This is a genomic window from Mesorhizobium sp. Cs1299R1N3 (assembly GCF_037179625.1).
Lineage (GTDB): Bacteria > Pseudomonadota > Alphaproteobacteria > Rhizobiales > Rhizobiaceae > Mesorhizobium > Mesorhizobium salmacidum.
Window position 1 is genome coordinate 527,612 of the sequence record NZ_JAPYKQ010000002.1, and the last position, 22,358, is coordinate 549,969.

The following is a 22,358-nucleotide window of genomic DNA, read 5'->3' on the forward strand; positions in this document are numbered from 1 at the left end:
CGACAATGATGGGCGTCGTCTGGTCGCTTCTCGGCATCCTGTCCGGCGCCTTCATTGCCATTCAGGCGCCGATCAATTCGCAGCTTGCGCGCGGCCTGGGTCTCCCGGTCGCGGCCGCCGCGTTTTCGTTCCTGTCGGGCGCGATCGTACTCGGCATCATCTCCGTCACGGTGGTGAAGCTGCAAGAGATTTCGCTCGACTGGAAGGCGCCGGCACCCTGGTTGTTCGTAGTCGGCGGCATGCTCGGCGGCTTCTACGTCACGCTTTCAACTATCCTGACGCCGCGCATTGGTGCGGCCGCCCTGATGGCGTTCCTGGTGGCCGGTCAGTTGATCGCCGGCATGCTCATCGACCGCGTCGGCTTCCTTGGTGTCGCTGTGCGCGAAATCTCGCTCGGCCGGATCGCCGGCGCCGTGCTTCTGCTGGCCGGAGCGCTGCTCGTTCGGCTGTACTGATGCGCGTCGACCTCTTTGATTTCGACCTGCCGGAGGAGCGCATCGCGCTTCGCCCGGCAGAGCCGCGCGACAGCGCCAAAATGCTCGTCATCGAGCCGGGCAAGGGGCTGGAGGACCGCACGGTTGGCGATCTGCCGTCCTTGCTCCGCACCGGCGACGTGCTGGTTTTCAACGACACCAAGGTCATTCCAGCGCAGCTGAAAGGCATCAGGCGGCGCGGTGAGGCGGTGGCGCAGGTCGAGGCCACGCTGCACATGCGCATGGCTCCAGACCGTTGGCTGGCGTTCATGCGGCCGGGAAAGCGCATCGCCGTCGGCGACCGCATCCATTTCGGCCATGACGGCAATTCCTGTTTCCTCGGCCAGCTCGATGCCACGGTGATCGAGAAGGGCGAGGGCGGCGAAGCGCTGCTCGGCTTTGATCTATCCGGTCCCTTCCTCGACGAGGCGCTGCACGCGGTCGGCCACATTCCGCTGCCGCCCTACATCGCCTCGAAGCGCGATGACGACGAGCGCGACCGTGCCGACTACCAGACCATCTATGCCCGGGAAGAAGGTGCCGTTGCCGCGCCTACCGCTGGCCTGCATTTCACGCCGGAGCTTTTTGCGGCGCTGGACGCCAAGGGCATCGAGCGCCGCTTCGTCACCTTACATGTGGGCGCCGGTACGTTCCTGCCGGTGAAGGCTGATGACACCGCCGACCACAAGATGCATGCCGAGATCGGCTCCGTCAGCCCGGCGACCGCCGAGGCGCTCAATGCCGCGAAAGCAAGGGGCGGGCGCATCATTGCCGTGGGTACGACTTCGCTGCGCCTGCTCGAGAGTGCGGCGCGTGAAGACGGCACGCTGGCGCCATGGTCAGGCCCGACCGACATCTTCATCACGCCCGGCTACCGCTTTCGCACCGCCGACATGCTGATGACCAATTTCCATCTGCCGCGTTCGACGCTGTTCATGCTGGTTTCGGCCTTCAGCGGCCTCGACACGATGCGTGCCGCCTATGCGCATGCCATAACGAACCGCTACAGGTTCTATTCCTATGGCGACGCAAGCCTGCTTTACCGAGCGGAGATGAGCGATGGACGATGATCTGCAAACCCTCGATCGCGAAAGCCTGATCGCGGAAGTGAAAAAGCTGCGCGCCGGCATTCGCGCACACCGCGACACCACAGGCCACGAGCTGTGCTGGCATCACCCCGATCTGTGGGACCTGCTGCCTGAGAAGACCGAGCCGTCGATCGCTGTGCCCCCCTGGCCCAAATTCATGCGCGGCTGCATCCGATATCGCCAATCGCTCGACAGGCAGGCGCCGGATGCGCCGGTCCACGACAAGGAATTCAATGGCTGAGACGTTCACCTTCAAGGTGCTGGCGACCGATGGCAAGGCGCGGCGCGGCTTGATCGACATGCCGCGCGGCGAAATCCGCACACCGGCCTTCATGCCGGTCGGCACCGGTGGCACGGTCAAGGCCATGTACATGGACCAGGTGCGCGGCGTCGGCGCCGACATCATCCTTGGCAACACCTATCACCTGATGCTGCGGCCCGGGGCCGAGCGCGTGGCGCGGCTCGGCGGTCTGCACGAATTCGCCCGCTGGCCGCAGCCGATCCTGACCGACAGCGGCGGATTCCAGGTGATGTCGCTGTCGAAGCTGAGGAAGCTGACCGAGAAAGGCGTCACCTTCCGTTCGCACATCGATGGCGCGGCTTATGAAATGTCACCGGAGCGCTCCATAGAAATTCAAGGATTGCTCGATTCCGACATCCAGATGCAGCTCGACGAATGCACGGCGCTGCCCGCCTCGATGAAAGAGATCGAGCGCGCCATGGAATTGTCGCTGCGCTGGGCGGAGCGCTGCAAGACGGCGTTCGGCGACCAGCCGGGCAAGGCGATGTTCGGCATCGTGCAGGGTGGTGACAACGCGGCGCTCAGGGTGCGCTCGGCACAGGCGCTGAGCGCGATGAACCTGAAGGGCTATGCCGTCGGCGGCCTGGCTGTCGGCGAGCCGCAGACGGTGATGCTCGACATGCTAGACATCACGTGCCCGGAACTGCCCGACAACAAGCCGCGCTATCTCATGGGCGTGGGAACGCCGGACGATATCCTGAAATCTGTGGCGCGCGGCATCGACATGTTCGACTGCGTGATGCCGACGAGGGCTGGCCGGCATGGTCTTGCCTATACCAGGCGCGGCAAGGTCAATCTGCGCAACGCCCGCCACGCCGACGATCCGCGCCCGCTCGACGACGAGAGCGATTGCCCCGCGGCGCGCGACTATTCGCGCGCCTATCTGCACCATCTGGTGCGCTCGCAGGAGGCGCTCGGGGCGATGCTGCTGACCTGGAACAACCTTTCCTACTACCAGAAGCTGATGCAGGACATCCGGGCCGCGATCGAGGCGGGCAGCTTCGAGGCTCGCGGCGCCGAGATCAGCGAAGGCTGGGCGAGAGGCGACATCCCGGCGTTGTAGCGCACCGACGCCGCAGCGTTCAGGTGCTCAGCGAATTCGACGCGCGCAGGCTGCAGCCGGTGATCTGGAACGTGCCGTCGGGCTGTTGCTGCAGCGTGTAGACCGCCTCGTAGTCCTTGCCGTCGGGGCCGACGATCAGCACTTGCTGGATGATCAAACCCGGGCCGGTCTCCTCGACCTTGCCGAAGGAATAGGACTGTGGCTGGCGCACCGGTGGGTAGCCGTTGGTCACCATGTTCATGAAGGCATCGACGGTCGGGAAGACCTGCTTCACGTTCGGGGCGGCGAAGCTATAGGCCTTGGCGCCGTCATTGGCGATGAGGGCCTTCAATTGACCGTCGATGACGGCCTGACCAGCCTTGATCTCGGCGTCGCCGGCAAGCGCCTGGGAAGCCAGCATGAGCGAAACGAACGTGAATGCAAAAATGGCGCGACGCATGGCCTGTCTCCACCGTTCCCGAAACGCCGCCTGCAGAAAAGCTGTTGCGGGAGGCATCCTAACATACGGGTGACGGCGCTTCACGGTTTCAGCGGGCGGCAATATTCGTCCCGGCTTGGCGAATTCCTACGCGTAAGCTTCCTCTAAGGCGGGGCGCTCATGGTGGACCCCGAGGGAGAGAGCATGCTGCGCGAGGCCGCGGCCAAGGCAGGCGCCGGCTAAGTGCGCATTCCAACGCTTGAAAGGCCGCCTCCAGTCTGCCAGAAGGGCCGCTGGACCTGGAAGTTAGCGGGACGAAGCCATGAAGGCGTTTTTCGTGCAGATCAAATGCGAGCTGGGCAAATCCTATGAGGTTGCCAGCGCGCTTGCCGACGCCGAGATCGCCTCGGAAATCTACTCCACCGCCGGCAATTACGATCTGCTCGCCAAATTCTATGTCGACGATGAGGAAGATGTCGGTCATTTCGTCAACGAGAAGGTGCAGATTCTTCCCGGCATCAAGGACACGTTCACCGTCGTCACCTTCCGCGCCTTCTAGCAGCGCGGGGCATTTGCCCGGGCATGAGGCAGAGCCTGATCAAGCTCATATTTCAGCTGCCTCAATTTTAGGCAGCCGCAACATACTGATCGTCCGGAACTCCCAAATCACCGATTGCGCTTGATTTTCTCCAACGACGCCAGTGAAATGGCGTCACAGGGGAGTATGCGATTGGCAGCGTTCGATGAAATGCTTCCGGAGATTTCCGGACTTAGACGACCGTATTCGGCTTACGATCGCTGGCTGAAGGAGCAGGATCCAGCCAGACTTACCGAAAAGATGCAGGACGCCGAACGCGTCTTCCGCAAGACCGGCATCACGTTTGCCGTTTATGGCGAGCAGGAAGCATCCGAGCGGCTGATCCCGTTCGATATCGTTCCCCGCATCATTTCAGGCAATGAGTGGCGTCGCCTGACGCAAGGCATCGAGCAGCGCGTACAGGCGCTGAACGCCTTCCTCGACGACATCTACCATCGCCAGGAAATCCTTCGCGCCGGCCGTGTTCCCAGGGACCTGATCGCCAGGAACGAGGCATTCCTGCCGGAAATGATCGGCGTGCGGCCGCCGGCCGGGGTCTATACCCACATCATCGGCGTCGACATCGTGCGTATCAGCGAGGACGAGTTCTATGTGCTGGAGGACAATGCGCGCACGCCGTCCGGTGTCTCCTACATGCTGGAGAACCGCGAAACGATGATGCAGCTGTTCCCCGAGCTGTTCCAGAAGATCAAGGTGCGGCCGGTGGAGAATTATCCGCAGCTTCTGCGGCAGTCGCTGGCGGCGGTGCGGCCGCAGAACACCAAGGGTGCGCCGACCATCGCGGTGCTGACGCCCGGCAGTTTCAATTCCGCCTATTTCGAACACGCCTTCCTTGCCGACCAGATGGGTGTGCAGCTGGTGGAGGGGCAGGATTTGCGCGTCGTCGATGGCCATGTCGCGATGCGCACGACCGAAGGCTACAAGCAGATCGACGTTCTTTACCGCCGCGTCGACGATTCTTTCCTGGACCCGCTGACCTTCAGGCCGGATTCAGCTCTCGGCATCCCCGGCATCATGGATGTATACCGCGCCGGGAACATCACCATCGCCAACGCACCGGGAACCGGCATCGCCGACGACAAGGCGATCTATTCCTACATGCCCGAGATTGTCGAATTCTACACCGGCCGCAAGGCAATCCTCGGCAACATCCCGACCTGGCGCTGTTCGGAGCCGGACAGCCTGAAATATGTGCTCGAGCATATCCACGAGTTGGTGATCAAGGAAGTGCATGGTTCGGGTGGCTACGGCATGCTGGTCGGACCGGCCGCGACCAAGAAGGAATGTCAGGATTTTGCCAAGAAGCTGCAGGCCAAACCGTCTAACTACATCGCCCAGCCGACGCTCGCCCTCTCGACCTGTCCGATCCTGACTGAAAAGGGCCTCGCGCCGCGCCACGTCGACTTGCGGCCTTATGTCCTGGTGTCCGATCGCATCCAGATCGTGCCCGGGGGGCTGACGCGCGTTGCGCTGAAGGAAGGCTCGCTGGTGGTGAATTCGTCGCAGGGCGGCGGGACGAAGGATACGTGGGTGCTGGATGATTAATGAGCGAATAGGGAGTAGCGAATAGCGAGTAGGGGTAGAGAAAAGGGGGGCGAGACGACGATAAATTCTTACAGAGACCTGATTGTTTGGAAAGCGGCCGTTGACTTGGCGGTAGATTGCTATTCGGCAACGAAGGCCTTTCCAAACAGTGAAGTCTACGGAATGACCTCACAAATGCGCCGGTCGTCCGTATCGATTGCCGCGAATATTGCCGAAGGACATGGGCGAGAAAATACCGGCTCATTCATTCAGTTTCTTCGTATCGCTCAGGGATCCCTCAAAGAGTTGGAAACGCACCTAATCGTGTCAGGAAAAATAGGTTTGATGTTCGAAGTCGAGGTTGCGCGTTTGCTCAAACAAGCCGACGAGATCGGGAAGATGCTGCATTCTATGATCAGGAGCCTGCAGCAAAAAACATGAAGCTAATTTTCCCCTATTCGCTATTCGCTACTCGCTATTCGCTCATCGGAGCACATTGACATGCTTCTCGGCCGTACCGCGAACGGACTTTATTGGATGAACCGCTATATCGAGCGGGCCGAAAACATGGCGCGGCTGGTCGACGCCGGGCTGCGCATGGCGCTCACTCGCACCCAGAGCGCCTCGGAGGAGTGGAACTCCGTGCTGCTCAGCGCCGGCTCCGATGTCGCCTTCAAGCAGAAATACCCGGACTATACCGCGGCCAATGTCTCCGACTTCCTTTTGCGCGACACGTCGAACCCATCGAGCACGATGTCGTCGATCGAAACGGCCCGCAACAATGCGCGCATGGTGCGCACCGCGCTGACGCGCGAGACGTGGGAGAGCATCAACGAAGCCTGGATGGCGCTGAAACGGATGCTGGCGAGGCCAATCGACGAGCGCGACCTGCCCACCGTGCTCGACGCGATCAAGCGCGAGACCGCACTGATCCGCGGCTCGTTCTACGGCACCATGCTGCGCAACGAGATTTTCGACTTTTCGCAGCTCGGCACCTACGTCGAGCGCGCCGACAACACCGCGCGCATCCTCGACGTGAAATACTACGTGCTTTTGCCGTCGATCTCCTGGGTCGGCTCGACGCTCGACAACTATCAGTGGGAATCGATCCTGCGCTCGGTGTCGGCGCATCGCTCCTACCGCTGGGTCTATGACGCCGACTACAAGCCGACCAACATCGCGGACTACCTGATCCTCAATGTCCGCATGCCGCGGTCGCTGACCTTTTGCTACCGCTTCCTGGCAGAGCATCTGAAATTTCTCTCCGACGACTATGGCGAGCGCCACGCGTGTCACGCAACGGCGGAAAAAACGCAGGCGATGCTGAGGGCAGGGTCGATCAAGGATATATTCGACGCCGGCCTGCACGAGTTCCTGGCCGGGTTCATCCGCGACAACACCAGGCTCGGCGACGAGATCGCGCAAGACTATAGGTTTTATTGAAACATGATCCCGAACCGAAGGACCGCGGCAGCGAAAGGTGGGTACCGGCTTTCGCTAGGGATCATGCACTCGAACGGAAGATGGCCATGCGGCTGAAAATCACGCACCGGACAGAATACCGCTACGATGCACCGGTGCAGTATTTGCTCCAGAGGCTACGGCTGCTTCCCATGAGCGGGCCGACCCAGACCGTGCTGTCCTGGGCGCTGAAGGTCGAGGGCGCGCGCGAGGAAGTGCGATTTACCGACCATTACGGCAACGATAGCAGGCTGTTGAGCGTCGAGGGTGATCACGACTTCATCACAGTCGAAGCGTTGGGCGAGGTGGTGACGCGCGATACATCAGGTGTTAGCGGGCCTCATCAAGGCTTCGCGCCACTCTGGTTGTTCGCGCAGGAGACCGCTTTGACCACCATAGGCGGCGGCATTCGTGATCTTGCCGAGGCGCTCGGCAAGGGCACCGACCTTGACAGGCTGCACCGGCTGATGGCCGCCATCGGCGAGCGCGTCGCCTACACGCCGGGAACCACCAATGCGACGACTCCGGCCGAAGAGGCCTTGATGCTGAAGACCGGGGTTTGCCAGGATCATAGCCACATCTTTGCCGCCGCCGCACGCGCCATGGGATTTCCGGCCCGCTATGTCAGCGGCTATCTGATGATGGATGCGGCGGTGGAGCAGGCGGCGAGCCACGCCTGGGCCGAAGCCCATGTCGCGGGCCTCGGCTGGGTTGCCTTCGATCCCGCCAATGGTATTTCTCCCGACGAACGCTATGTGAAGGTGGCCACCGGCCGCGATTACCGTGACGCTTCGCCGGTGTCGGGAATTCGACTGGGACAGGCGGAAGAACTGCTTGCGGTCACCGTCACGGTAGAGCAGTAATCCCCCAGGGATTACTGCCTCAAGAGATTCCATGACCTATTGCGTCGGCCTCAAGATCGATCGCGGGCTCGTGTTCATGTCGGACACGCGCACCAATGCCGGGATGGATTCTATCTCGACCTTCAAGAAGATGCACGTCTGGGAGCAGCCGGGCGAGCGCGTCATCGTTTTGATGTCGGCCGGCAATCTGGCGACGACGCAGGCCGTGGTCAGCCTGCTCGACGAACGCACCAAGGCGGTGACCGACCGCCACGAGAAGCTGCTCGAAACGCCATCCATGTACCAGACGGTGCGGCTGGTCGGCGACACGGTCAAGGAAGTGATCGCGCAATCGTCACCAGCGGGCGAGAAAGCCGATTCCTATTTCAATGCCTCCTTCATCCTCGGTGGGCAGATCAAGGGCAGCCCGCCGCGCCTGTTCATGATCTATCCCGAAGGCAATTTCATCGAATCGACTGACGACACGCCGTTCTTTCAGATCGGGGAAACCAAATACGGCAAGCCGATCATCATCCGCGCTTACGAAAAGACGATGAGCCTCGCCGAGACGGTGAAACTGCTGCTGGTGTCGTTCGATTCGACGCTGAAGTCGAACCTGTCGGTCGGCTTGCCGCTCGACCTGCTTTTCCTGGAACAGGGCGCCTTTCAGGTTGGTCTGAAAAAGCGGATCGCCCAGGACGACCAGTATTACCGCACGATCTCCGACGGATGGTCGAATGCCCTGAAGACGGCGTTCGCCAGCCTGCCGGACTTTCCTGGCTAGTCCACATACCTCGCCGTTCGCGAAAGCCGGCGCATCGCCAGCGGCGAAAGATCATGTCGGGAGGACAAGATGAACAATGATGAATTCCGGCAATGGTCGCAACGTGCCGCTGATTGGGGCGCCGATTATCGCAACAATCTGCGTGAGCGACCGGTGCGGCCACTGGTCGAGCCGGGCGACATTTTCAGGAGCATCGAGGCGTCGCCGCCCGAAGACGCGGAGCCGATGGACAGGATTTTCGCCGACTTCGAAGAGAAGATCGTGCCGGGGATGACGCATTGGCAGCACCCGCGCTTCTTCGCCTATTTTCCGGCCAACGCGGCGCCCGTCTCGTTGGTGGCTGAATACCTGGTGTCGGCGATGGCCGCGCAATGCATGCTTTGGCAGACGTCGCCGGCGGCGACCGAGCTTGAAACGCGGACCGTCGACTGGATGCGCCAGGCGCTCGGCCTGCCGGAGGGTTTCTCCGGCGTTATCCAGGATTCGGCCTCGTCGGCGACACTCAACGCGGTGTTGACCATGCGCGAGCGGGCGCTGGACTGGCAAGGCAACAAAAAAGGATTGGCTGGGCAGGGGCGGTTGCGCATCTATTCCTCCGACCAGGTGCACACTTCGATCGATCGGGCGATCTGGGTGTCAGGGATAGGCGAGGACAATCTCGTGCGCATTCCGGTCGCCGGCCGTTTTCGCGCCATGGAAGCGGCCGCACTCGAAGCGGCAATCGTCGCCGACCGCGAGGCCGGCATGCTGCCCGCCGGTATCATCGCCAGCGTCGGCGGCACCAGCACCGGCGGCACGGACGATATTGCAACGGTTGCGGAGATTGCCAGGCGGCACGGGCTCTACCTGCATGTCGATGCCGCTTGGGCCGGATCGGCGATGATCTGCCCGGAATTTCGCCATTTCTGGGCCGGCGCCGAGTTGGCTGATTCCATCGTCTTCAACCCGCACAAATGGCTGGGCGCGCAGTTCGATTGCTCGATGCAATTCATCCGGCAGCCCGAGGACCTCGTTCGCACGCTGGCCATCAAGCCCGAATTCCTCAAGACACATGGCCGCGACGGCATCATCAACTACTCCGAATGGTCGGTGCCGCTTGGTCGGCGCTTCCGGGCGCTGAAGCTTTGGTTTCTGCTGCGCGCCCATGGACTGGAAAACCTGCGAACCATGATCCGCAACCATGTCGCCTGGAGCGAAGGCCTTGCGCTGCGTCTGGCAAGGGAGGCGGATTTCGAAATCGTCAGCGAGCCGATGCTGTCGCTGTTTTCGTTCCGGCACAAGCCTGCATCGGGCGCCGATGCCGACGAGCACAATCTGCGGCTGGTCAATGCGATCAACGACGATGGCCGCATCTACCTGACGCAAACGAAAGTCGATGGGAGGGTGGCGATCCGCTTCCAGGTCGGTCAGTTCGATGCCACGGCAGAGGACGTCGACGCCGCTTTCACCGTCATCACCGAAATCGCACGTGCCATGGCCTGAAAAGGCTGGATCAAGGTCGCGCCGAGGTTCACCCGTACAATCATCGGATTTCGTTAGCCGGCTTGCGCCTTTTCATCGGTTTCGTTTTCCATTATAAGCAAGAAAAACGAAAACGGGAGGTCGCCCATGTATCTATCGCCACGCCATGCCGAAATCATCCAGATGGCCAAGGATCATGGTCGCGTGCTGGTCGATGATCTGGCCACGCATTTCAACGTGACGCCGCAGACCATCCGCAAGGACCTCAACGATTTGTGCGACCAGCGGCTGCTTTCGCGCATCCATGGCGGCGCCTTGTTCCCGTCTGGTATCGAGAACATGGAGTATGAAGCCAGGCGCAAGATCGCGGCCGACGAGAAGGAAGCGATTGGCCGCGCGGCGGCCAGGTTGATCCCCGACAACGCCTCGCTGTTCATCAACATCGGCACCACGACGGAGGCGGTCAGCAAGGCGCTGCTCGATCACGACGGCCTGATGGTCATCACCAATAACATCAATGTTGCCAATAGGATGCGCATATACCCTTCGATCGAGGTGGTGATTGCGGGCGGGGTGGTGCGCGGCTCGGACGGAGGTGTCGTCGGCGAGGCGGCGGTCGATTTTATCAGGCAGTTCAAGGTCGATTATGCTGTCATCGGCGCCTCGGCCATCGATCATGATGGCGCCTTGCTCGATTTCGATTTTCGCGAGGTGAAGGTCGCGCAAGCGATTATCGCCAATGCCAGGCATGTCATCCTTGTATCCGACCAGACCAAATTCGAACGCACGGCACCTGTGCGCATCGGTCACCTGTCGCAAGTCAACACCTTCATCACCGATCGCTGCGATATCGCTTCGGTACGCAAGATCTGCCAGGAGGCCGAGGTTCAGCTGATCGAGACATCGCTTGGCTGAGATGATTCACGGTCTTCTCGCAGGTGTGTGATATTTCGTTTGACATTCGTTATGAGTTCGAAATAATTCCGCAACGGTTTCGCAAAAGACCCAAAATGGTGCAATGCGAAATCGTGGAGGAGCTAAGTGGACACATCTTCAGTCCGGGACATTTTCGTCATAGGCGGCGGCATCAACGGTTGCGGCATCGCCCGTGATGCCGTTGGGCGCGGGTTTTCGGTCTTTCTCGCCGAGATGAACGATCTCGCCAGCGGAACCTCGTCCGGCTCGACCAAGCTGATCCATGGCGGGCTGCGCTATCTCGAATTCTACGAATTCCGCCTGGTGCGCGAGGCACTCATGGAGCGCGAGGTTCTGTGGAAGAACGCGCCGCACATCATCTGGCCGATGCGCTTCGTGCTGCCCTATGCCAAGGGCCTGCGCCCCGCCTGGCTGATCCGGCTTGGCCTTTTCCTTTACGACCACATTGGCGGGCGCAAATTGCTGCCGGCGACCAGGACGCTCGACATGACGAGCGACCCGGCCGGCAAGCCTTTGAAACCCTTGTTCAAAAAGGCTTTCGAATATTCCGACGGCTGGGTCAACGATGCGCGGCTGGTGGCGCTGAATGCACGTGACGCCGCTGACCGGGGCGCAACGATCCGGACCCGCACGAAAGTGGTTGGAGCCCGCCGCGAGGGCGGCATCTGGACGATAAAGATCGAGAACCTGCAGACCGGCGAGACCGAAGAGGTCAAGGCCCGGTTGCTGGTCAATGCGGCGGGTCCTTGGGTCGACCACGTGCTGTCGGGCGTCGTCGGGCAGAATGACGTTCACAATGTTCGCCTCGTGCAGGGCAGCCACATCGTCATCGCCAAGAAGTTCGACGATCCGCGCGCCTATTTCTTCCAGAACAAGGATGGCCGCATCATCTTCGCCATTCCCTACGAGGACGAGTTCACGCTGATCGGCACCACCGATCAGGATTATCCCGGCGATCCGCATGATGTGAAGATCAGCGACACAGAGACCGATTATCTCTGTGCCGCGGCCAGCGAGTATTTCGCGGTTCCGGTCAGGCGCTCGGACATCGTCTGGACCTATTCGGCCGTGCGTCCGCTCTATGATGACGGCGCCTCCAAGGCGCAGGAAGCGACACGCGACTATGTGCTGAAGGCCGATGGCGGCGAGGGTGCCGCGCCGCTGGTCAACGCGTTTGGCGGCAAGATCACCACCTATCGCCGGTTGTCGGAATCGATGCTGGAGAAGATCGAAGGGTTTCTCGGCAAGCGCGGCAAGCCGTGGACATCAGATGCGCCGCTGCCAGGCGGCGATTTTCCCGCCACCGGTTTCGATGCGCAGGTGAACAAGCTGAAATCGGCCTATCCGTTCCTCGACGCACGCCTGGCCCGCCGGCTGACCCGGCTTTACGGCACGCGAGCGCAGGTTCTTCTGGGCCTGGCCAAATCGAATGCTGATCTGGGCCGCAATTTCGGTGCCGATCTCTACGAGGCCGAGATACGTTACCTCGTTGAAAACGAATGGGCTATCACAGCTGAAGATGTACTGTGGCGCAGGACCAAGCGCGGACTGCATCTCGGCCGCGAGCAGGTGGCATCGCTCGATGAGTTTATGCGCGGCATAAGCCGACGGCATGTCGCGGCTGCTGAATGAAGAAGGTTTTGAGCTGATGCGGAAAGCCTGGGAGGAGGCGTCATGCTGGAACTGAGGAACGTCACCAAGACGGTGGGTGCGGTCGAGCACATCCGCGATGTGTCGCTGACGCTTCAGCACGGCTCGCTCAACGTTTTGCTCGGGCCCACGCTTTCCGGCAAGACCAGCTTGATGCGGCTGATGGCCGGGCTCGATGTGCCGACTTCCGGCTCGGTCTGGTTCGACGGCCAGAATGTTACCGGCACGCCGGTGCAGAAGCGCAAGATCGCCATGGTCTACCAGCAGTTCATCAACTATCCGGCGATGACCGTCTATGACAATATCGCCTCGCCGCTCAGGGTGGCCGGCGTCGAGCAGCGCAAGATCGACAGTCAGGTGCGCGAAGCGGCGGCTCTCCTCAAGCTGACCCCCTATCTCGACCGCACGCCGCTCAGCCTGTCGGGCGGCCAGCAGCAGCGCACGGCGCTGGCGCGTGCCATCGTCAAGAATGCCAGCCTGGTGCTGCTCGACGAACCGCTTGCCAATCTCGACTACAAGCTGCGCGAGGAATTGCGGGCGGAACTGCCAAGGATATTTGCCGCCGCCGGCACCATCTTCGTATATGCCACCACCGAGCCGCATGAGGCACTGCTGCTCGGCGGCAACACGGCAACGCTGTCGGAAGGCCGCATCACCCAGTTTGGGCCGACCATCGACGTGTTCCGCAAACCGGTCGATCTGGTGACGGCCAGGACCTTCGCCGATCCGCCGCTCAACACCATCGTGCTGGCCAAAAAGGGGGCGGATTTTCTGCTCGAGGGCGGCGTCAAGCTGCCGGTGCCGGCGGAACTCGTCGGCATCGCCGATACGAACTATACGATCGGCTTCCAGCCGCACCATCTTTCGCTCGATCGGCCCAATGTCTCCGCGGTGCCGGTGCGGGCAAAGGTCACCATCACCGAAATCACCGGGTCCGAGAGCTTCATCCATCTCGACTTTGCCGATGCCCGCTGGGTGATGTTGACCCACGGCATCAGGGATTTCGAGACGGACGCGGTGGTCGAGGTGTTCATCGACCCGCGTCACATCATGGTCTTCGACGAGCACGGCCAGGCCGTGACCGCGCCGAAGCTGGCGGCTTAGGAGGGCGATATGGCGCGCATCGACGTCAACCATGTCAGGCATTCCTATCTGCCGAACCCGCGCACGGATGCCGATTTCGCGCTACGCGAAGTGCACCACATTTTCGAGGATGGTGGTGCCTATGCGCTGCTTGGGCCGTCCGGCTGCGGCAAGACCACGCTGCTCAACATCATATCGGGGCTGCTTCACCCCTCGCACGGCCAGTTGCTGTTCAATGGCAGGGACGTGACCACACTGTCGACGCAGGAGCGCAACATCGCGCAGGTGTTCCAGTTCCCGGTCATCTACGACACCATGACCGTCTACGACAACCTGGCCTTCCCGCTGCGCAATCGCGGTGTGCCGGAACCAGATGTCGACCGCAAGGTGCGCGAGACGCTCGACATGATCGACCTGGCCTCGTGGGCGAAAAAGAAGGCAAGGGGCCTGACCGCCGATCAGAAGCAGAAGATCTCGCTCGGCCGTGGGCTGGTGCGCTCGGACGTCAACGCCATCCTGTTCGACGAACCGCTGACCGTCATCGATCCGCACATGAAATGGGTGCTGCGCTCGCAGTTGAAACAGCTCCACCGCCGCTTCGGTTACACGATGGTCTATGTCACGCACGACCAGACCGAGGCGCTGACCTTCGCCGACCAGGTGGTGGTCATGTATGACGGCGGCATCGTGCAGATCGGCACGCCGGCGGAACTGTTCGAGCGGCCGCGTCACACTTTTGTTGGCTATTTCATCGGCTCGCCAGGCATGAATGTCGTGCCGGTGGCAATCGAAGGCAGGACGGCGACGCTCGGCTCGCAGCGGATCGAATTGCCTGGAGTACCGAAGGCGGGCAGCGGCGCGGTCGAGCTTGGTATCCGCCCGGAATATGTGCGGCTCGGCCGCGATGGAATGGCCGTTTCAATCACTAAGGTCGAGGATGTCGGCCGCCACAAGGTGGTGCGCGCCAAGCTGGAAGGCCGCGACATCGCGGCGGTCATCGGCGAGGACGAAACCGTACCCGCCGAACCAAAGGTGCGGTTCGACCCGGCCGGCATCAACATCTATGCCGATTCCTGGCGCGTCGAGATGGGGGCGTAGATGGAAAAGACCTGGAACAACAAGGCCTGGTTCCTGGTGCTGCCGGTGCTGGTGCTGGTGGCCTTCACCGCGGTCATCCCGCTGATGACGGTCGTCAACTATTCGGTGCAGGACACGTTCGGCAACAATGTCTTCACCTGGGCAGGCACCGAATGGTTCGCGGAACTTCTCTCGTCCAGCCGCTTCTGGGAAGCGATGGTTCGCAACCTGATCTTTTCCTTCATCATCCTGGCCATCGAAGTGCCGCTCGGCATCTTCATCGCGCTCAACATGCCGAAAAAGGGCTGGGGCGTGCCGGTCTGCCTGGTGCTGATGTCGCTGCCGCTGCTGATACCGTGGAACGTGGTCGGCACCATCTGGCAGGTGTTCGGGCGCAGCGATATCGGCCTGATGGGCTATTACCTCAACGCGATCGGCATCGACTACAATTATGTGCAGGATCCATTCGACGCCTGGGTGACGATCATCATCATGGACGTCTGGCACTGGACGAGCCTTGTCGTGCTGCTCTGCTATGCCGGCCTGGTCTCGATCCCCGACGCTTTCTACCAGGCGGCCAAGATCGACGGCGCGTCGCGCTGGGCGGTCTTTCGTTACATTCAGTTGCCGAAGATGCAGCGCGTGCTTCTGATCGCCGTGCTGCTGCGGTTCATGGACAGCTTCATGATCTACACCGAACCCTTCGTCGTCACCGGCGGCGGTCCGGGCAACTCGACGACGTTCCTGTCGATCGACCTCGTCAAGACGGCACTCGGCCAGTTCGACCTTGGTCCGGCGGCGGCAATGTCGCTGGTCTACTTCCTCATCATCCTGTTGTTGTCATGGGTATTCTACACCGTGATGACCAACTACGACGCGGAGCGCTGATATGGCTGGCGCCAACGAACGCACCGAGCGCAATGCAATGAGCCGGACCGCCGCCGCGGAAGGGGGGCTCGCCAGTTCGCTGTCACAGGGCGAACTCGACAGGCGGATGCGCCGGCGCGGCGAGGAGTCGCGCTGGTGGATCGTGCCAACGCTCTACATCATCGTTCTGCTGCTGCCGATCTACTGGCTCATCAACATGAGCTTCAAGACCAATGCCGAGATCGTCAACTCGCTGACGCTTTACCCGCATGCACCGACGATCGCCAACTACGTCACCATCTTCACGCAGAAGGCCTGGTATTCCGGCTACATCAACTCGATCACCTATGTCGTCATGAACATGGTGATTTCGGTGTCGGTGGCTCTGCCGGCGGCTTACGCTTTCTCGCGCTATCGCTTCCTTGGCGACAAGCATCTGTTCTTCTGGCTGCTGACCAACCGCATGGCGCCGCCGGCCGTGTTCGCGCTGCCGTTCTTCCAGCTCTATTCGGCCTTCGGCCTCATCGACACGCACATAGCGGTGGCGCTGGCGCACTGCCTGTTCAACGTGCCGCTGGCGGTGTGGATCCTGGAAGGTTTCATGTCGGGCGTGCCGAAGGAAATCGACGAGACAGCCTATATCGACGGTTATTCCTTTCCTCGGTTCTTCGTGAAAATCTTCATGCCACTGATCGCCAGCGGCATCGGCGTCGCCTGCTTTTTCTGCTTCATGTTCTCATGGGTGGAACTGCTGATCGCCCGCACGCTGACGACGACCGATGCCAAGCCGATCGCCGCCACCATGACCCGCACGGTTTCCGCAGCCGGCATGGATTGGGGCCTGCTCGCCGCCGCCGGCGTGCTGACGCTGATCCCCGGCGCGCTCGTCATCTGGTTCGTGCGCAACTATATCGCCAAGGGCTTTGCCCTGGGGAGGGTGTGACAAATGAATCTCGACCTCTCCTGGATGGCGTGGACATGGCCGACGGCGGCCTTCTTCGCGACCATTCTTCTGCTGCTGTGCGGCATGGCAGTGTGGGAATACGCCTCGCCAGGCGGCAATCCACGCAACGGCATCCTGCGCTTCGAGACGACGCGCGGCGACCGTCTTTTCCTGTCGCTGCTCGGCAGCGCCTTTATCCATCTCGCTTGGCTGGGTCTTGTCGGACCCAATCTGTGGTGGGCTCTCGCTCTCTCCGTGGTCTACGCCGTCGGCGTGTTCCGCTACGTATAGAGGGGGAAACTGTTGGAGCGACCGCGTGCCGGCGGCCGCTCCAGATCGCACTTGAAACCTGAAACAGTGGAGGAAACACATGCGACGGCAATTTTTAACATCAACGACTGCCCTTGTCCTATTGCTCGGCGTGGGCAATGCCTACGCCGGGATGGACGAGGCAAAAGCCTTTCTGGACAAGGAGATAGGTCCGCTCTCGACGCTTTCGCGCGCCGACCAGGAAGCCGAAATGCAGTGGTTTATCGACGCAGCCAAGCCGTTCGCCGGCATGGACATCAAGGTCGTCTCCGAAACCATCGCCACGCATCAGTATGAATCGCAGGTGCTGGCGCCTGCCTTCACCGCCATCACCGGCATCAAGATCACGCATGACGTCATCCAGGAAGGCGACGTCGTCGAGAAGATTCAGACCCAGATGCAGACCGGCCAGAATCTTTATGACGGCTGGGTCAACGACAGCGACCTGATCGGCACCCACTGGCGCTACCAGCAGGTGCGCAACCTGACCGATTGGATGGCGGGCGACGGCAAGGATGTCACCAACCCGAACCTCGACCTGAAGGACTTCATCGGCACCTCGTTCACGACAGCTCCGGACAAGAAGCTCTATCAGCTGCCCGACCAGCAGTTCGCCAACCTCTACTGGTTCCGTTACGACTGGTTCAACGACGAGAAGAACAAGGCCGACTTCAAGGCCAAATACGGCTACGACCTCGGCGTGCCGGTCAACTGGTCGGCCTATGAGGACATCGCCGCGTTCTTCACCGGTCGCGAGATCGACGGCAAGAAAGTCTATGGCCACATGGACTACGGCAAGAAGGATCCGTCGCTCGGCTGGCGGTTCACCGACGCCTGGCTGTCGATGGCCGGCAATGGCGACAAGGGCCTGCCGAACGGCCTGCCGGTCGACGAATGGGGCATCAAGGTCGACGAAAACTCTCGTCCGGTCGGCTCCTGCACGGCACGCGGCGGCGACACCAATGGGCCGGCCGCCGTTTACTCGATCCAGAAATATCTCGACTGGCTGAAGGCCTATGCACCGGCTGAAGCCCAGGGCATGACTTTCTCCGAGTCCGGACCGGTCCCGGCGCAGGGCGCGGTTGCCCAGCAGATATTCTGGTACACCGCCTTCACCGCTTCGATGGTCGACGCCGGCGCCAAGGCAGTGTTGAACGACGACGGCACGCCGAAGTGGCGCATGGCGCCGTCGCCGCATGGCGTCTATTGGAAGGACGGCATGAAGCTCGGCTATCAGGACGTCGGTTCCTGGACGCTGATGAAGTCGACGCCGACAGACCGCGCCAAGGCCGCCTGGCTCTATGCGCAGTTCGTCACCTCGAAGACCGTGGACGTGAAGAAGAGCCATGTCGGCCTGACCTTCATTCGCGAGAGCACGATCCACGACAAGAGCTTCACCGAGCGCGCGCCGAAGCTCGGCGGCTTGATCGAGTTCTATCGCTCGCCGGCTCGCGTGCAGTGGTCGCCGACCGGCACCAACGTGCCTGACTATCCGAAGCTGGCACAGCTCTGGTGGCAGGCGATCGGCGATGCGTCGTCGGGTGCCAAGACCGCGCAGGAAGCGATGGACTCGCTCTGCGGCGAGCAGGAAAAGGTCATGACCCGCATCGAGAAGTCGGGCGTCCAGGGCGATATCGGCCCGAAGATGGCCGAAGAGCATGACCTCGCCTACTGGAATGCCGACGCGGTCAAGAAAGGCAATCTCGCGCCTCAGCTCAAGATCGAGAACGAGAAGGAAAAGCCGGTCACCATCAACTACGACGAACTGGTGAAGAGCTGGCAGAAATAGGACTGTTCCAGGCGGGCGTTCGCGCCCGTGTGAAAATTGGGGAGGCGGCACATTGCCGTCTCCCCTGTTCGTATCAAGGCGGAGGATGTGGGAATGAGCGGTTTTGTGCTGGCAATCGACCAGGGGACGACATCGACCCGGGCGATCCTGTTCGACGGCCAGATGAAGGTCGTGGGCAGCGGGCAGAAGGAATTCGCCCAGCACTATCCGGCCTCCGGCTGGGTCGAGCACGATCCCGAAGAGATCTGGGCGAGCGTCATGACCACCGTGAAGGCTGCACTGAAGGCCGCTGGCCGCGAGGCTTCCGATGTGGCGGCGATCGGCATCACCAATCAGCGCGAGACAGTCGTCATCTGGGACAAGGCGACCGGCAAACCGATCCACAATGCCATCGTCTGGCAAGACCGCCGCACAGCACCGCTGTGCCAGAAGCTGAAGAAGCAGGGGCTGGAGAAGAAATTTACACGCAAGACAGGGCTACTGCTCGACCCCTATTTCTCGGGCACCAAGATCGCCTGGATGCTGGACAAGGTGAAGGGCGCGAGAAAACGCGCGGAGAAGGGCGAATTGCTGGCCGGCACCATCGACAGTTTTTTGATCTGGCGGCTGACCGGCGGCAAGGTGCACGCCTCCGATGCCACCAACGCCTCGCGCACGCTGGTCTATAATATCGAGAAGAATGCCTGGGACGACGAACTGCTTTCCATCCTGCGCATCCCGGCCGCGATGCTGCCGGAGGTCAAGGATTGCGCCGATGATTATGGAATCACAGAGAAAAACCTGTTTGGCGCCGGGATAAAAATCCTCGGCGTTGCCGGCGACCAGCATGCCGCCACGATCGGCCAGGCCTGTTTCGAGCCGGGTATGATGAAATCCACCTATGGCACAGGCTGTTTTGCGCTGCTCAACACCGGCAGCGATCTGGTGCGCTCCAAGAACCGCCTCTTGACGACCATCGCCTACCGGTTGAACGGCAAGACCACTTATGCGCTGGAAGGCTCGATCTTCATCGCTGGAGCTGCCGTGCAGTGGCTGCGCGACGGCATCAAGGTCATCGGCAAGGCCGAGCAGAGCGGCAAGCTCGCGGCGGAGGCCGATCCGACGCAGAACGTCTATCTGGTGCCGGCCTTTGTCGGGCTCGGCGCGCCGCACTGGGATGCCGGGGCGCGGGGCGCCATCTTCGGGCTGACCCGGAATTCCGGTCCGGCCGAGTTCGCCCGAGCGGCTTTGGAATCCGTTGCCTACCAGACCCGCGACCTGCTTGATGCCATGCACAAGGATTGGAAGGGCGCCAAGGCAAAGACCGTGCTCAGGGTCGATGGCGGCATGGTGGCTTCGGACTGGACCATGCAGCGCCTGGCCGACATTCTCGATGCACCGGTCGATCGGCCGACCATTCTCGAGACGACCGCGCTGGGGGCCGCCTGGCTCGCCGGCTCGAAGGCGGGCGTGTGGCCCGCGGCGAGGGAGTTTGCGAAAAGCTGGGCGCTTGAGCGACGCTTTCAACCGGAGATGGACGCTTCCAGTCGTGCTGCGAAACTAGCAGGCTGGCGTGATGCCGTGCGCAGGACACTGAGCGCATAAGGGAAGGCCCGCGCCGTTTCTGCCGCAGGCCTTTCACTCACATTTGCAGGTCACTCATACTTACGCACGCATCAGTAAGGCGAACGGCACTCCCGACGAGGACCGTTGTTCGGCTGGAAGGTGTTGTCCGAGGCGCGGTAGCTCCGATAATGATCGTAGCACCACTGCACATGGGCATTGCCTTCATAGACGCGGTTGTTGGCGATCGCGCCGGTGATCAAGGCGCCAGTCGCGAAGGCCGCGAGCGGGAACCAGTAGTCGCCGTGACGGCGATAGCCGCGGCGATATTCACGATAGCCGCGATGACCATTCCAATACATGTCACCGTTGCGGCTAAAGCTGCGATTGCGTGAGAAATTGCGGTCGAAGGAGCGGTTTCTCCTCCACTCCCGGTACTGCACTGTCTGCACATCCGGCGTTGCCGCCTGGGATAATGGCACGTAGGCCGGCTGGGCGTTGACCGGCACCACCTCCGCCGCGACGAATGTGGCCGACAGGGTGGCGGCAAGCAGGCCCGTTGCGATTCTATTCATTGGTATTCTCCTCAAGCGTTTGTCGGGCGTCCCATTGGCAAAAAACGATAGCGCGTCGGATTTGTTCCCCATGCTGGCGGCCCCCGCCGGACTGGGATCGAAACTGCCTGGCTGCTCGCCAGAACCCGGGGGAACAAGCAGGGGCCAGCGATTTAGGGCAAAGAGCGGGTTTGGAACCCATCTTTTCCGGTTGACCGGTCGCGGCACTCTCCCTATGTTCCGCGCAATTTCGAGGGCGGCCTTTTCGAGCCCGCGGGAGCGCGTAGCTCAGCCGGTAGAGCAACTGACTTTTAATCAGTAGGTCATGGGTTCGAATCCCATCGCGCTCACCACAATTTCACGTGAAAAAACATCAACAACTTGGCAATTCGGCCTCTGGAACAGAGCCGCAACCTGTGCGGATAAAACGGGCCGTGCGGATAGATTTATCCACACGGCCGTTCTCCGACTGTTCTATGCCGCCATGCGCAGAATTCGCGACACGTCGCGGTTGGCGCGTCGCACCGGACAACCAGTGACAGGATCCAAAAAGCATTAGGCACCGCTAATGTTCGTCCAGCAATCTACATGGGTTATAGGTTTCCCGCCGCCGGCAGTACATCCGTGCTCGGCGACGGGCGGGCGGGGTACACCCAGAGTTCGGAGCAATGCCTATTTCGCAGGATCGTCGTTCCAGATATCGCGATAGAGCAGCCAGTTGCCGTCCTGCGCCTTCTTCCAGACCACTATAGACTTGCCGGCGCCGTCCACGGTCTTGGAGTCTTTGCCGGGCATCTTGTATGTAAAGGCGCCTTGCTCAAACGCGAAATCTCCGCTCTCTACCACCTCAACAGTTGTAAGTTTGAGGTCGGAAACGCCATAATCGATTATGCCCTGCCAAAATTTGCGAATGTTCTCCCGCCCGTCGGCTCGCATCCCATTCGGCGGCAATACTCTCGCATCCTCAGCGTAGTGCGATGCCACACCCGCGGCATCCTTGCTGTTAAGGGATTTCATGAACTCGGCATTGCTGGCTTCAATGGCGTCTTTGGCCGACTGGGCATTGGCTGGTCCTAGGCACAGCGCCCCGATAGCTACGATCAGAAGACAATGTTTGAACTTCATTTCTTCCTCCCTCTTGGCTGCGTGTGAACTTGGCACGCGAGAAGGGATTTATATTAGAAAGCTCTAAACTAGGCGACCAAAATCGGCACTAAGGAGCGAGCGAACCCGCCGCGCCAGTACCTCCGTGGTCGCGACGGGCGCCGCCGGCTACAGGAGCCCGCAAAGGTGACGCGCCGCACGAGCGCATCAACCGCGTGCGCGACGAATATGTGCGCCGCGTCGTCGACCACGACGGCCACATGACGCGCATGGAAACGAACGTCAAGGAACTGCGCGAGGAAGGCCGCGAGGGCACCCGCGAAATCAACCGACGGCTCGATCAGGTGCTGACCACATTGCAGCCGCGACCGACGCGCACGGAGCGGTAGCAGTCCGCAAGGATCGTGCGGAAAAAGCGGTGGCGATTTTGTAAGGCTTTGAAATCTTCTAATTTATCACGAACTTTTAATCAGTAGGTCATTGGTTCGAAT

General features: G+C 61.2%; 24 protein-coding genes and 1 tRNA gene. 22 read left to right on the forward strand and 3 right to left on the reverse strand.

The genetic code is table 11. The features are described 5' to 3' along the window. Positions 1-5 precede the first annotated feature (5 nt). From O7B34_RS07955 to tgt, 4 genes are read left to right on the forward strand one after another with little or no spacing between them, the layout of a single operon-like run. Positions 6-455 carry a DMT family transporter gene (locus O7B34_RS07955; RefSeq protein ID WP_337145548.1) on the forward strand — a complete coding sequence of 150 codons (450 nt, stop codon included), beginning with the start codon at positions 6-8 and terminating at the stop codon, positions 453-455. Beyond that, positions 455-1,543, forward strand: coding sequence for a tRNA preQ1(34) S-adenosylmethionine ribosyltransferase-isomerase QueA (queA, locus tag O7B34_RS07960; protein WP_337145549.1), 1,089 nt, complete (start codon positions 455-457; stop codon positions 1,541-1,543). Before O7B34_RS07955 ends, queA begins: the two co-directional genes overlap by 1 nt. Then, on the forward strand, positions 1,533-1,802 hold the full coding sequence (locus O7B34_RS07965; RefSeq protein WP_337145550.1) for a hypothetical protein: 270 nt from the start codon (positions 1,533-1,535) through the stop codon (positions 1,800-1,802). The genes queA and O7B34_RS07965 overlap by 11 nt, the downstream gene beginning before the upstream one ends. Further along, positions 1,795-2,925, forward strand: a complete 1,131-nt coding sequence (gene tgt / locus O7B34_RS07970; protein WP_337145551.1) for a tRNA guanosine(34) transglycosylase Tgt — start codon at positions 1,795-1,797, stop codon at positions 2,923-2,925. The genes O7B34_RS07965 and tgt overlap by 8 nt, the downstream gene beginning before the upstream one ends. Positions 2,926-2,944: 19 nt before the next feature. Here tgt and O7B34_RS07975 read toward each other — a convergent pair whose 3' ends face one another. After that, positions 2,945-3,364: a DUF4864 domain-containing protein gene (locus O7B34_RS07975; RefSeq protein WP_337140397.1), complete on the reverse strand. Its 420-nt coding sequence runs from the start codon at positions 3,362-3,364 to the stop codon at positions 2,945-2,947. Between the two features lie 301 nt (positions 3,365-3,665). Here O7B34_RS07975 and O7B34_RS07980 point away from each other — a divergent pair, with 301 nt between their 5' ends. The 16 genes from O7B34_RS07980 to glpK all read left to right on the forward strand — a co-directional run bounded on the left by O7B34_RS07980 (position 3,666) and on the right by glpK (position 20,251). After that, positions 3,666-3,902, forward strand: a complete 237-nt coding sequence (locus O7B34_RS07980) for an Lrp/AsnC family transcriptional regulator (RefSeq protein WP_010909609.1) — start codon at positions 3,666-3,668, stop codon at positions 3,900-3,902. A 171-nt stretch (positions 3,903-4,073) separates the two neighbouring features. Further along, on the forward strand, positions 4,074-5,486 hold the full coding sequence (locus O7B34_RS07985) for a circularly permuted type 2 ATP-grasp protein (RefSeq protein ID WP_337145552.1): 1,413 nt from the start codon (positions 4,074-4,076) through the stop codon (positions 5,484-5,486). Between the two features lie 60 nt (positions 5,487-5,546). Beyond that, entirely contained in the window at positions 5,547-5,906 is a 360-nt protein-coding gene (locus O7B34_RS07990; protein WP_337145642.1) for a four helix bundle protein, read from the forward strand. A gap of 60 nt (positions 5,907-5,966) precedes the next feature. Continuing rightward, positions 5,967-6,908, forward strand: a complete 942-nt coding sequence (locus O7B34_RS07995) for an alpha-E domain-containing protein (RefSeq protein WP_140503757.1) — start codon at positions 5,967-5,969, stop codon at positions 6,906-6,908. Between the two features lie 86 nt (positions 6,909-6,994). Next, entirely contained in the window at positions 6,995-7,789 is a 795-nt protein-coding gene (locus tag O7B34_RS08000) for a transglutaminase family protein (RefSeq protein WP_027144962.1), read from the forward strand. Between the two features lie 31 nt (positions 7,790-7,820). Next, positions 7,821-8,552 (forward strand): peptidase, encoded by a 732-nt coding sequence (locus O7B34_RS08005; RefSeq protein WP_027144963.1) that lies wholly within the window; start codon positions 7,821-7,823, stop codon positions 8,550-8,552. Between the two features lie 69 nt (positions 8,553-8,621). Next, the gene (locus O7B34_RS08010) at positions 8,622-10,034 is read left to right on the forward strand and encodes a pyridoxal phosphate-dependent decarboxylase family protein (RefSeq protein ID WP_337145553.1); all 1,413 of its coding nucleotides are present in this window, start codon (positions 8,622-8,624) and stop codon (positions 10,032-10,034) included. 126 nt (positions 10,035-10,160) lie between these two features. Then, a complete protein-coding gene (locus tag O7B34_RS08015; RefSeq protein WP_027144964.1) occupies positions 10,161-10,928 on the forward strand; it encodes a DeoR/GlpR family DNA-binding transcription regulator in 768 nt (255 codons plus the stop codon). Positions 10,929-11,054: 126 nt separating this feature from the next. Then, on the forward strand, positions 11,055-12,581 hold the full coding sequence (gene glpD, locus O7B34_RS08020; RefSeq protein WP_337145554.1) for a glycerol-3-phosphate dehydrogenase: 1,527 nt from the start codon (positions 11,055-11,057) through the stop codon (positions 12,579-12,581). A 42-nt stretch (positions 12,582-12,623) separates the two neighbouring features. Continuing rightward, entirely contained in the window at positions 12,624-13,703 is a 1,080-nt protein-coding gene (locus O7B34_RS08025; RefSeq protein ID WP_027144966.1) for an ABC transporter ATP-binding protein, read from the forward strand. A 9-nt stretch (positions 13,704-13,712) separates the two neighbouring features. Continuing rightward, positions 13,713-14,780, forward strand: coding sequence for an ABC transporter ATP-binding protein (locus O7B34_RS08030; protein ID WP_337145555.1), 1,068 nt, complete (start codon positions 13,713-13,715; stop codon positions 14,778-14,780). Continuing rightward, positions 14,781-15,647 (forward strand): carbohydrate ABC transporter permease, encoded by an 867-nt coding sequence (locus O7B34_RS08035; RefSeq protein ID WP_337145556.1) that lies wholly within the window; start codon positions 14,781-14,783, stop codon positions 15,645-15,647. Between the two features lies 1 nt (position 15,648). After that, positions 15,649-16,569: a carbohydrate ABC transporter permease gene (locus O7B34_RS08040; protein WP_442920949.1), complete on the forward strand. Its 921-nt coding sequence runs from the start codon at positions 15,649-15,651 to the stop codon at positions 16,567-16,569. Positions 16,570-16,572: 3 nt separating this feature from the next. Continuing rightward, positions 16,573-16,860: a DUF2160 domain-containing protein gene (locus O7B34_RS08045; RefSeq protein WP_337140390.1), complete on the forward strand. Its 288-nt coding sequence runs from the start codon at positions 16,573-16,575 to the stop codon at positions 16,858-16,860. A gap of 79 nt (positions 16,861-16,939) precedes the next feature. After that, on the forward strand, positions 16,940-18,667 hold the full coding sequence (locus O7B34_RS08050) for an ABC transporter substrate-binding protein (protein ID WP_337140389.1): 1,728 nt from the start codon (positions 16,940-16,942) through the stop codon (positions 18,665-18,667). A 93-nt stretch (positions 18,668-18,760) separates the two neighbouring features. Continuing rightward, a complete protein-coding gene (gene glpK, locus O7B34_RS08055) occupies positions 18,761-20,251 on the forward strand; it encodes a glycerol kinase GlpK (protein WP_337145557.1) in 1,491 nt (496 codons plus the stop codon). A gap of 71 nt (positions 20,252-20,322) precedes the next feature. Here glpK and O7B34_RS08060 read toward each other — a convergent pair whose 3' ends face one another. Next, complete coding sequence (locus tag O7B34_RS08060) at positions 20,323-20,784, reverse strand: BA14K family protein (RefSeq protein WP_337145558.1); 462 nt, start codon at positions 20,782-20,784, stop codon at positions 20,323-20,325. Positions 20,785-21,040: 256 nt separating this feature from the next. Between O7B34_RS08060 and O7B34_RS08065 the strand changes: the two genes are divergently transcribed. Continuing rightward, a tRNA-Lys gene (locus tag O7B34_RS08065) sits at positions 21,041-21,116 on the forward strand. A gap of 319 nt (positions 21,117-21,435) precedes the next feature. On the opposite strand, the gene O7B34_RS08070 is transcribed toward O7B34_RS08065, so the two are convergent. Further along, on the reverse strand, positions 21,436-21,888 hold the full coding sequence (locus tag O7B34_RS08070; RefSeq protein ID WP_337140386.1) for a YybH family protein: 453 nt from the start codon (positions 21,886-21,888) through the stop codon (positions 21,436-21,438). A gap of 194 nt (positions 21,889-22,082) precedes the next feature. Between O7B34_RS08070 and O7B34_RS08075 the strand changes: the two genes are divergently transcribed. Next, positions 22,083-22,256, forward strand: coding sequence for a hypothetical protein (locus O7B34_RS08075; protein ID WP_337145559.1), 174 nt, complete (start codon positions 22,083-22,085; stop codon positions 22,254-22,256). Positions 22,257-22,358: the final 102 nt, after the last annotated feature.

Coding starts and splice junctions, on each gene's coding strand:
- O7B34_RS08030 (WP_337145555.1), top strand. CDS start 13,713: ATGGCGCGCATCGACGTCAACCATGTCAGGCATTCCTATCTGCCGAAC.
- O7B34_RS08010 (WP_337145553.1), top strand. CDS start 8,622: ATGAACAATGATGAATTCCGGCAATGGTCGCAACGTGCCGCTGATTGG.
- O7B34_RS07965 (WP_337145550.1), top strand. CDS start 1,533: ATGGACGATGATCTGCAAACCCTCGATCGCGAAAGCCTGATCGCGGAA.
- O7B34_RS08045 (WP_337140390.1), top strand. CDS start 16,573: ATGAATCTCGACCTCTCCTGGATGGCGTGGACATGGCCGACGGCGGCC.
- O7B34_RS08000 (WP_027144962.1), top strand. CDS start 6,995: ATGCGGCTGAAAATCACGCACCGGACAGAATACCGCTACGATGCACCG.
- O7B34_RS07980 (WP_010909609.1), top strand. CDS start 3,666: ATGAAGGCGTTTTTCGTGCAGATCAAATGCGAGCTGGGCAAATCCTAT.
- queA (WP_337145549.1), top strand. CDS start 455: ATGCGCGTCGACCTCTTTGATTTCGACCTGCCGGAGGAGCGCATCGCG.
- O7B34_RS07955 (WP_337145548.1), top strand. CDS start 6: ATGATGGGCGTCGTCTGGTCGCTTCTCGGCATCCTGTCCGGCGCCTTC.
- O7B34_RS08050 (WP_337140389.1), top strand. CDS start 16,940: ATGCGACGGCAATTTTTAACATCAACGACTGCCCTTGTCCTATTGCTC.
- glpK (WP_337145557.1), top strand. CDS start 18,761: ATGAGCGGTTTTGTGCTGGCAATCGACCAGGGGACGACATCGACCCGG.
- tgt (WP_337145551.1), top strand. CDS start 1,795: ATGGCTGAGACGTTCACCTTCAAGGTGCTGGCGACCGATGGCAAGGCG.
- O7B34_RS08025 (WP_027144966.1), top strand. CDS start 12,624: ATGCTGGAACTGAGGAACGTCACCAAGACGGTGGGTGCGGTCGAGCAC.
- O7B34_RS08005 (WP_027144963.1), top strand. CDS start 7,821: ATGACCTATTGCGTCGGCCTCAAGATCGATCGCGGGCTCGTGTTCATG.
- O7B34_RS08040 (WP_442920949.1), top strand. CDS start 15,649: ATGGCTGGCGCCAACGAACGCACCGAGCGCAATGCAATGAGCCGGACC.
- O7B34_RS08035 (WP_337145556.1), top strand. CDS start 14,781: ATGGAAAAGACCTGGAACAACAAGGCCTGGTTCCTGGTGCTGCCGGTG.
- O7B34_RS07975 (WP_337140397.1), bottom strand. CDS start 3,364: ATGCGTCGCGCCATTTTTGCATTCACGTTCGTTTCGCTCATGCTGGCT.
- O7B34_RS08015 (WP_027144964.1), top strand. CDS start 10,161: ATGTATCTATCGCCACGCCATGCCGAAATCATCCAGATGGCCAAGGAT.
- O7B34_RS07995 (WP_140503757.1), top strand. CDS start 5,967: ATGCTTCTCGGCCGTACCGCGAACGGACTTTATTGGATGAACCGCTAT.
- O7B34_RS08060 (WP_337145558.1), bottom strand. CDS start 20,784: ATGAATAGAATCGCAACGGGCCTGCTTGCCGCCACCCTGTCGGCCACA.
- O7B34_RS08070 (WP_337140386.1), bottom strand. CDS start 21,888: ATGAAGTTCAAACATTGTCTTCTGATCGTAGCTATCGGGGCGCTGTGC.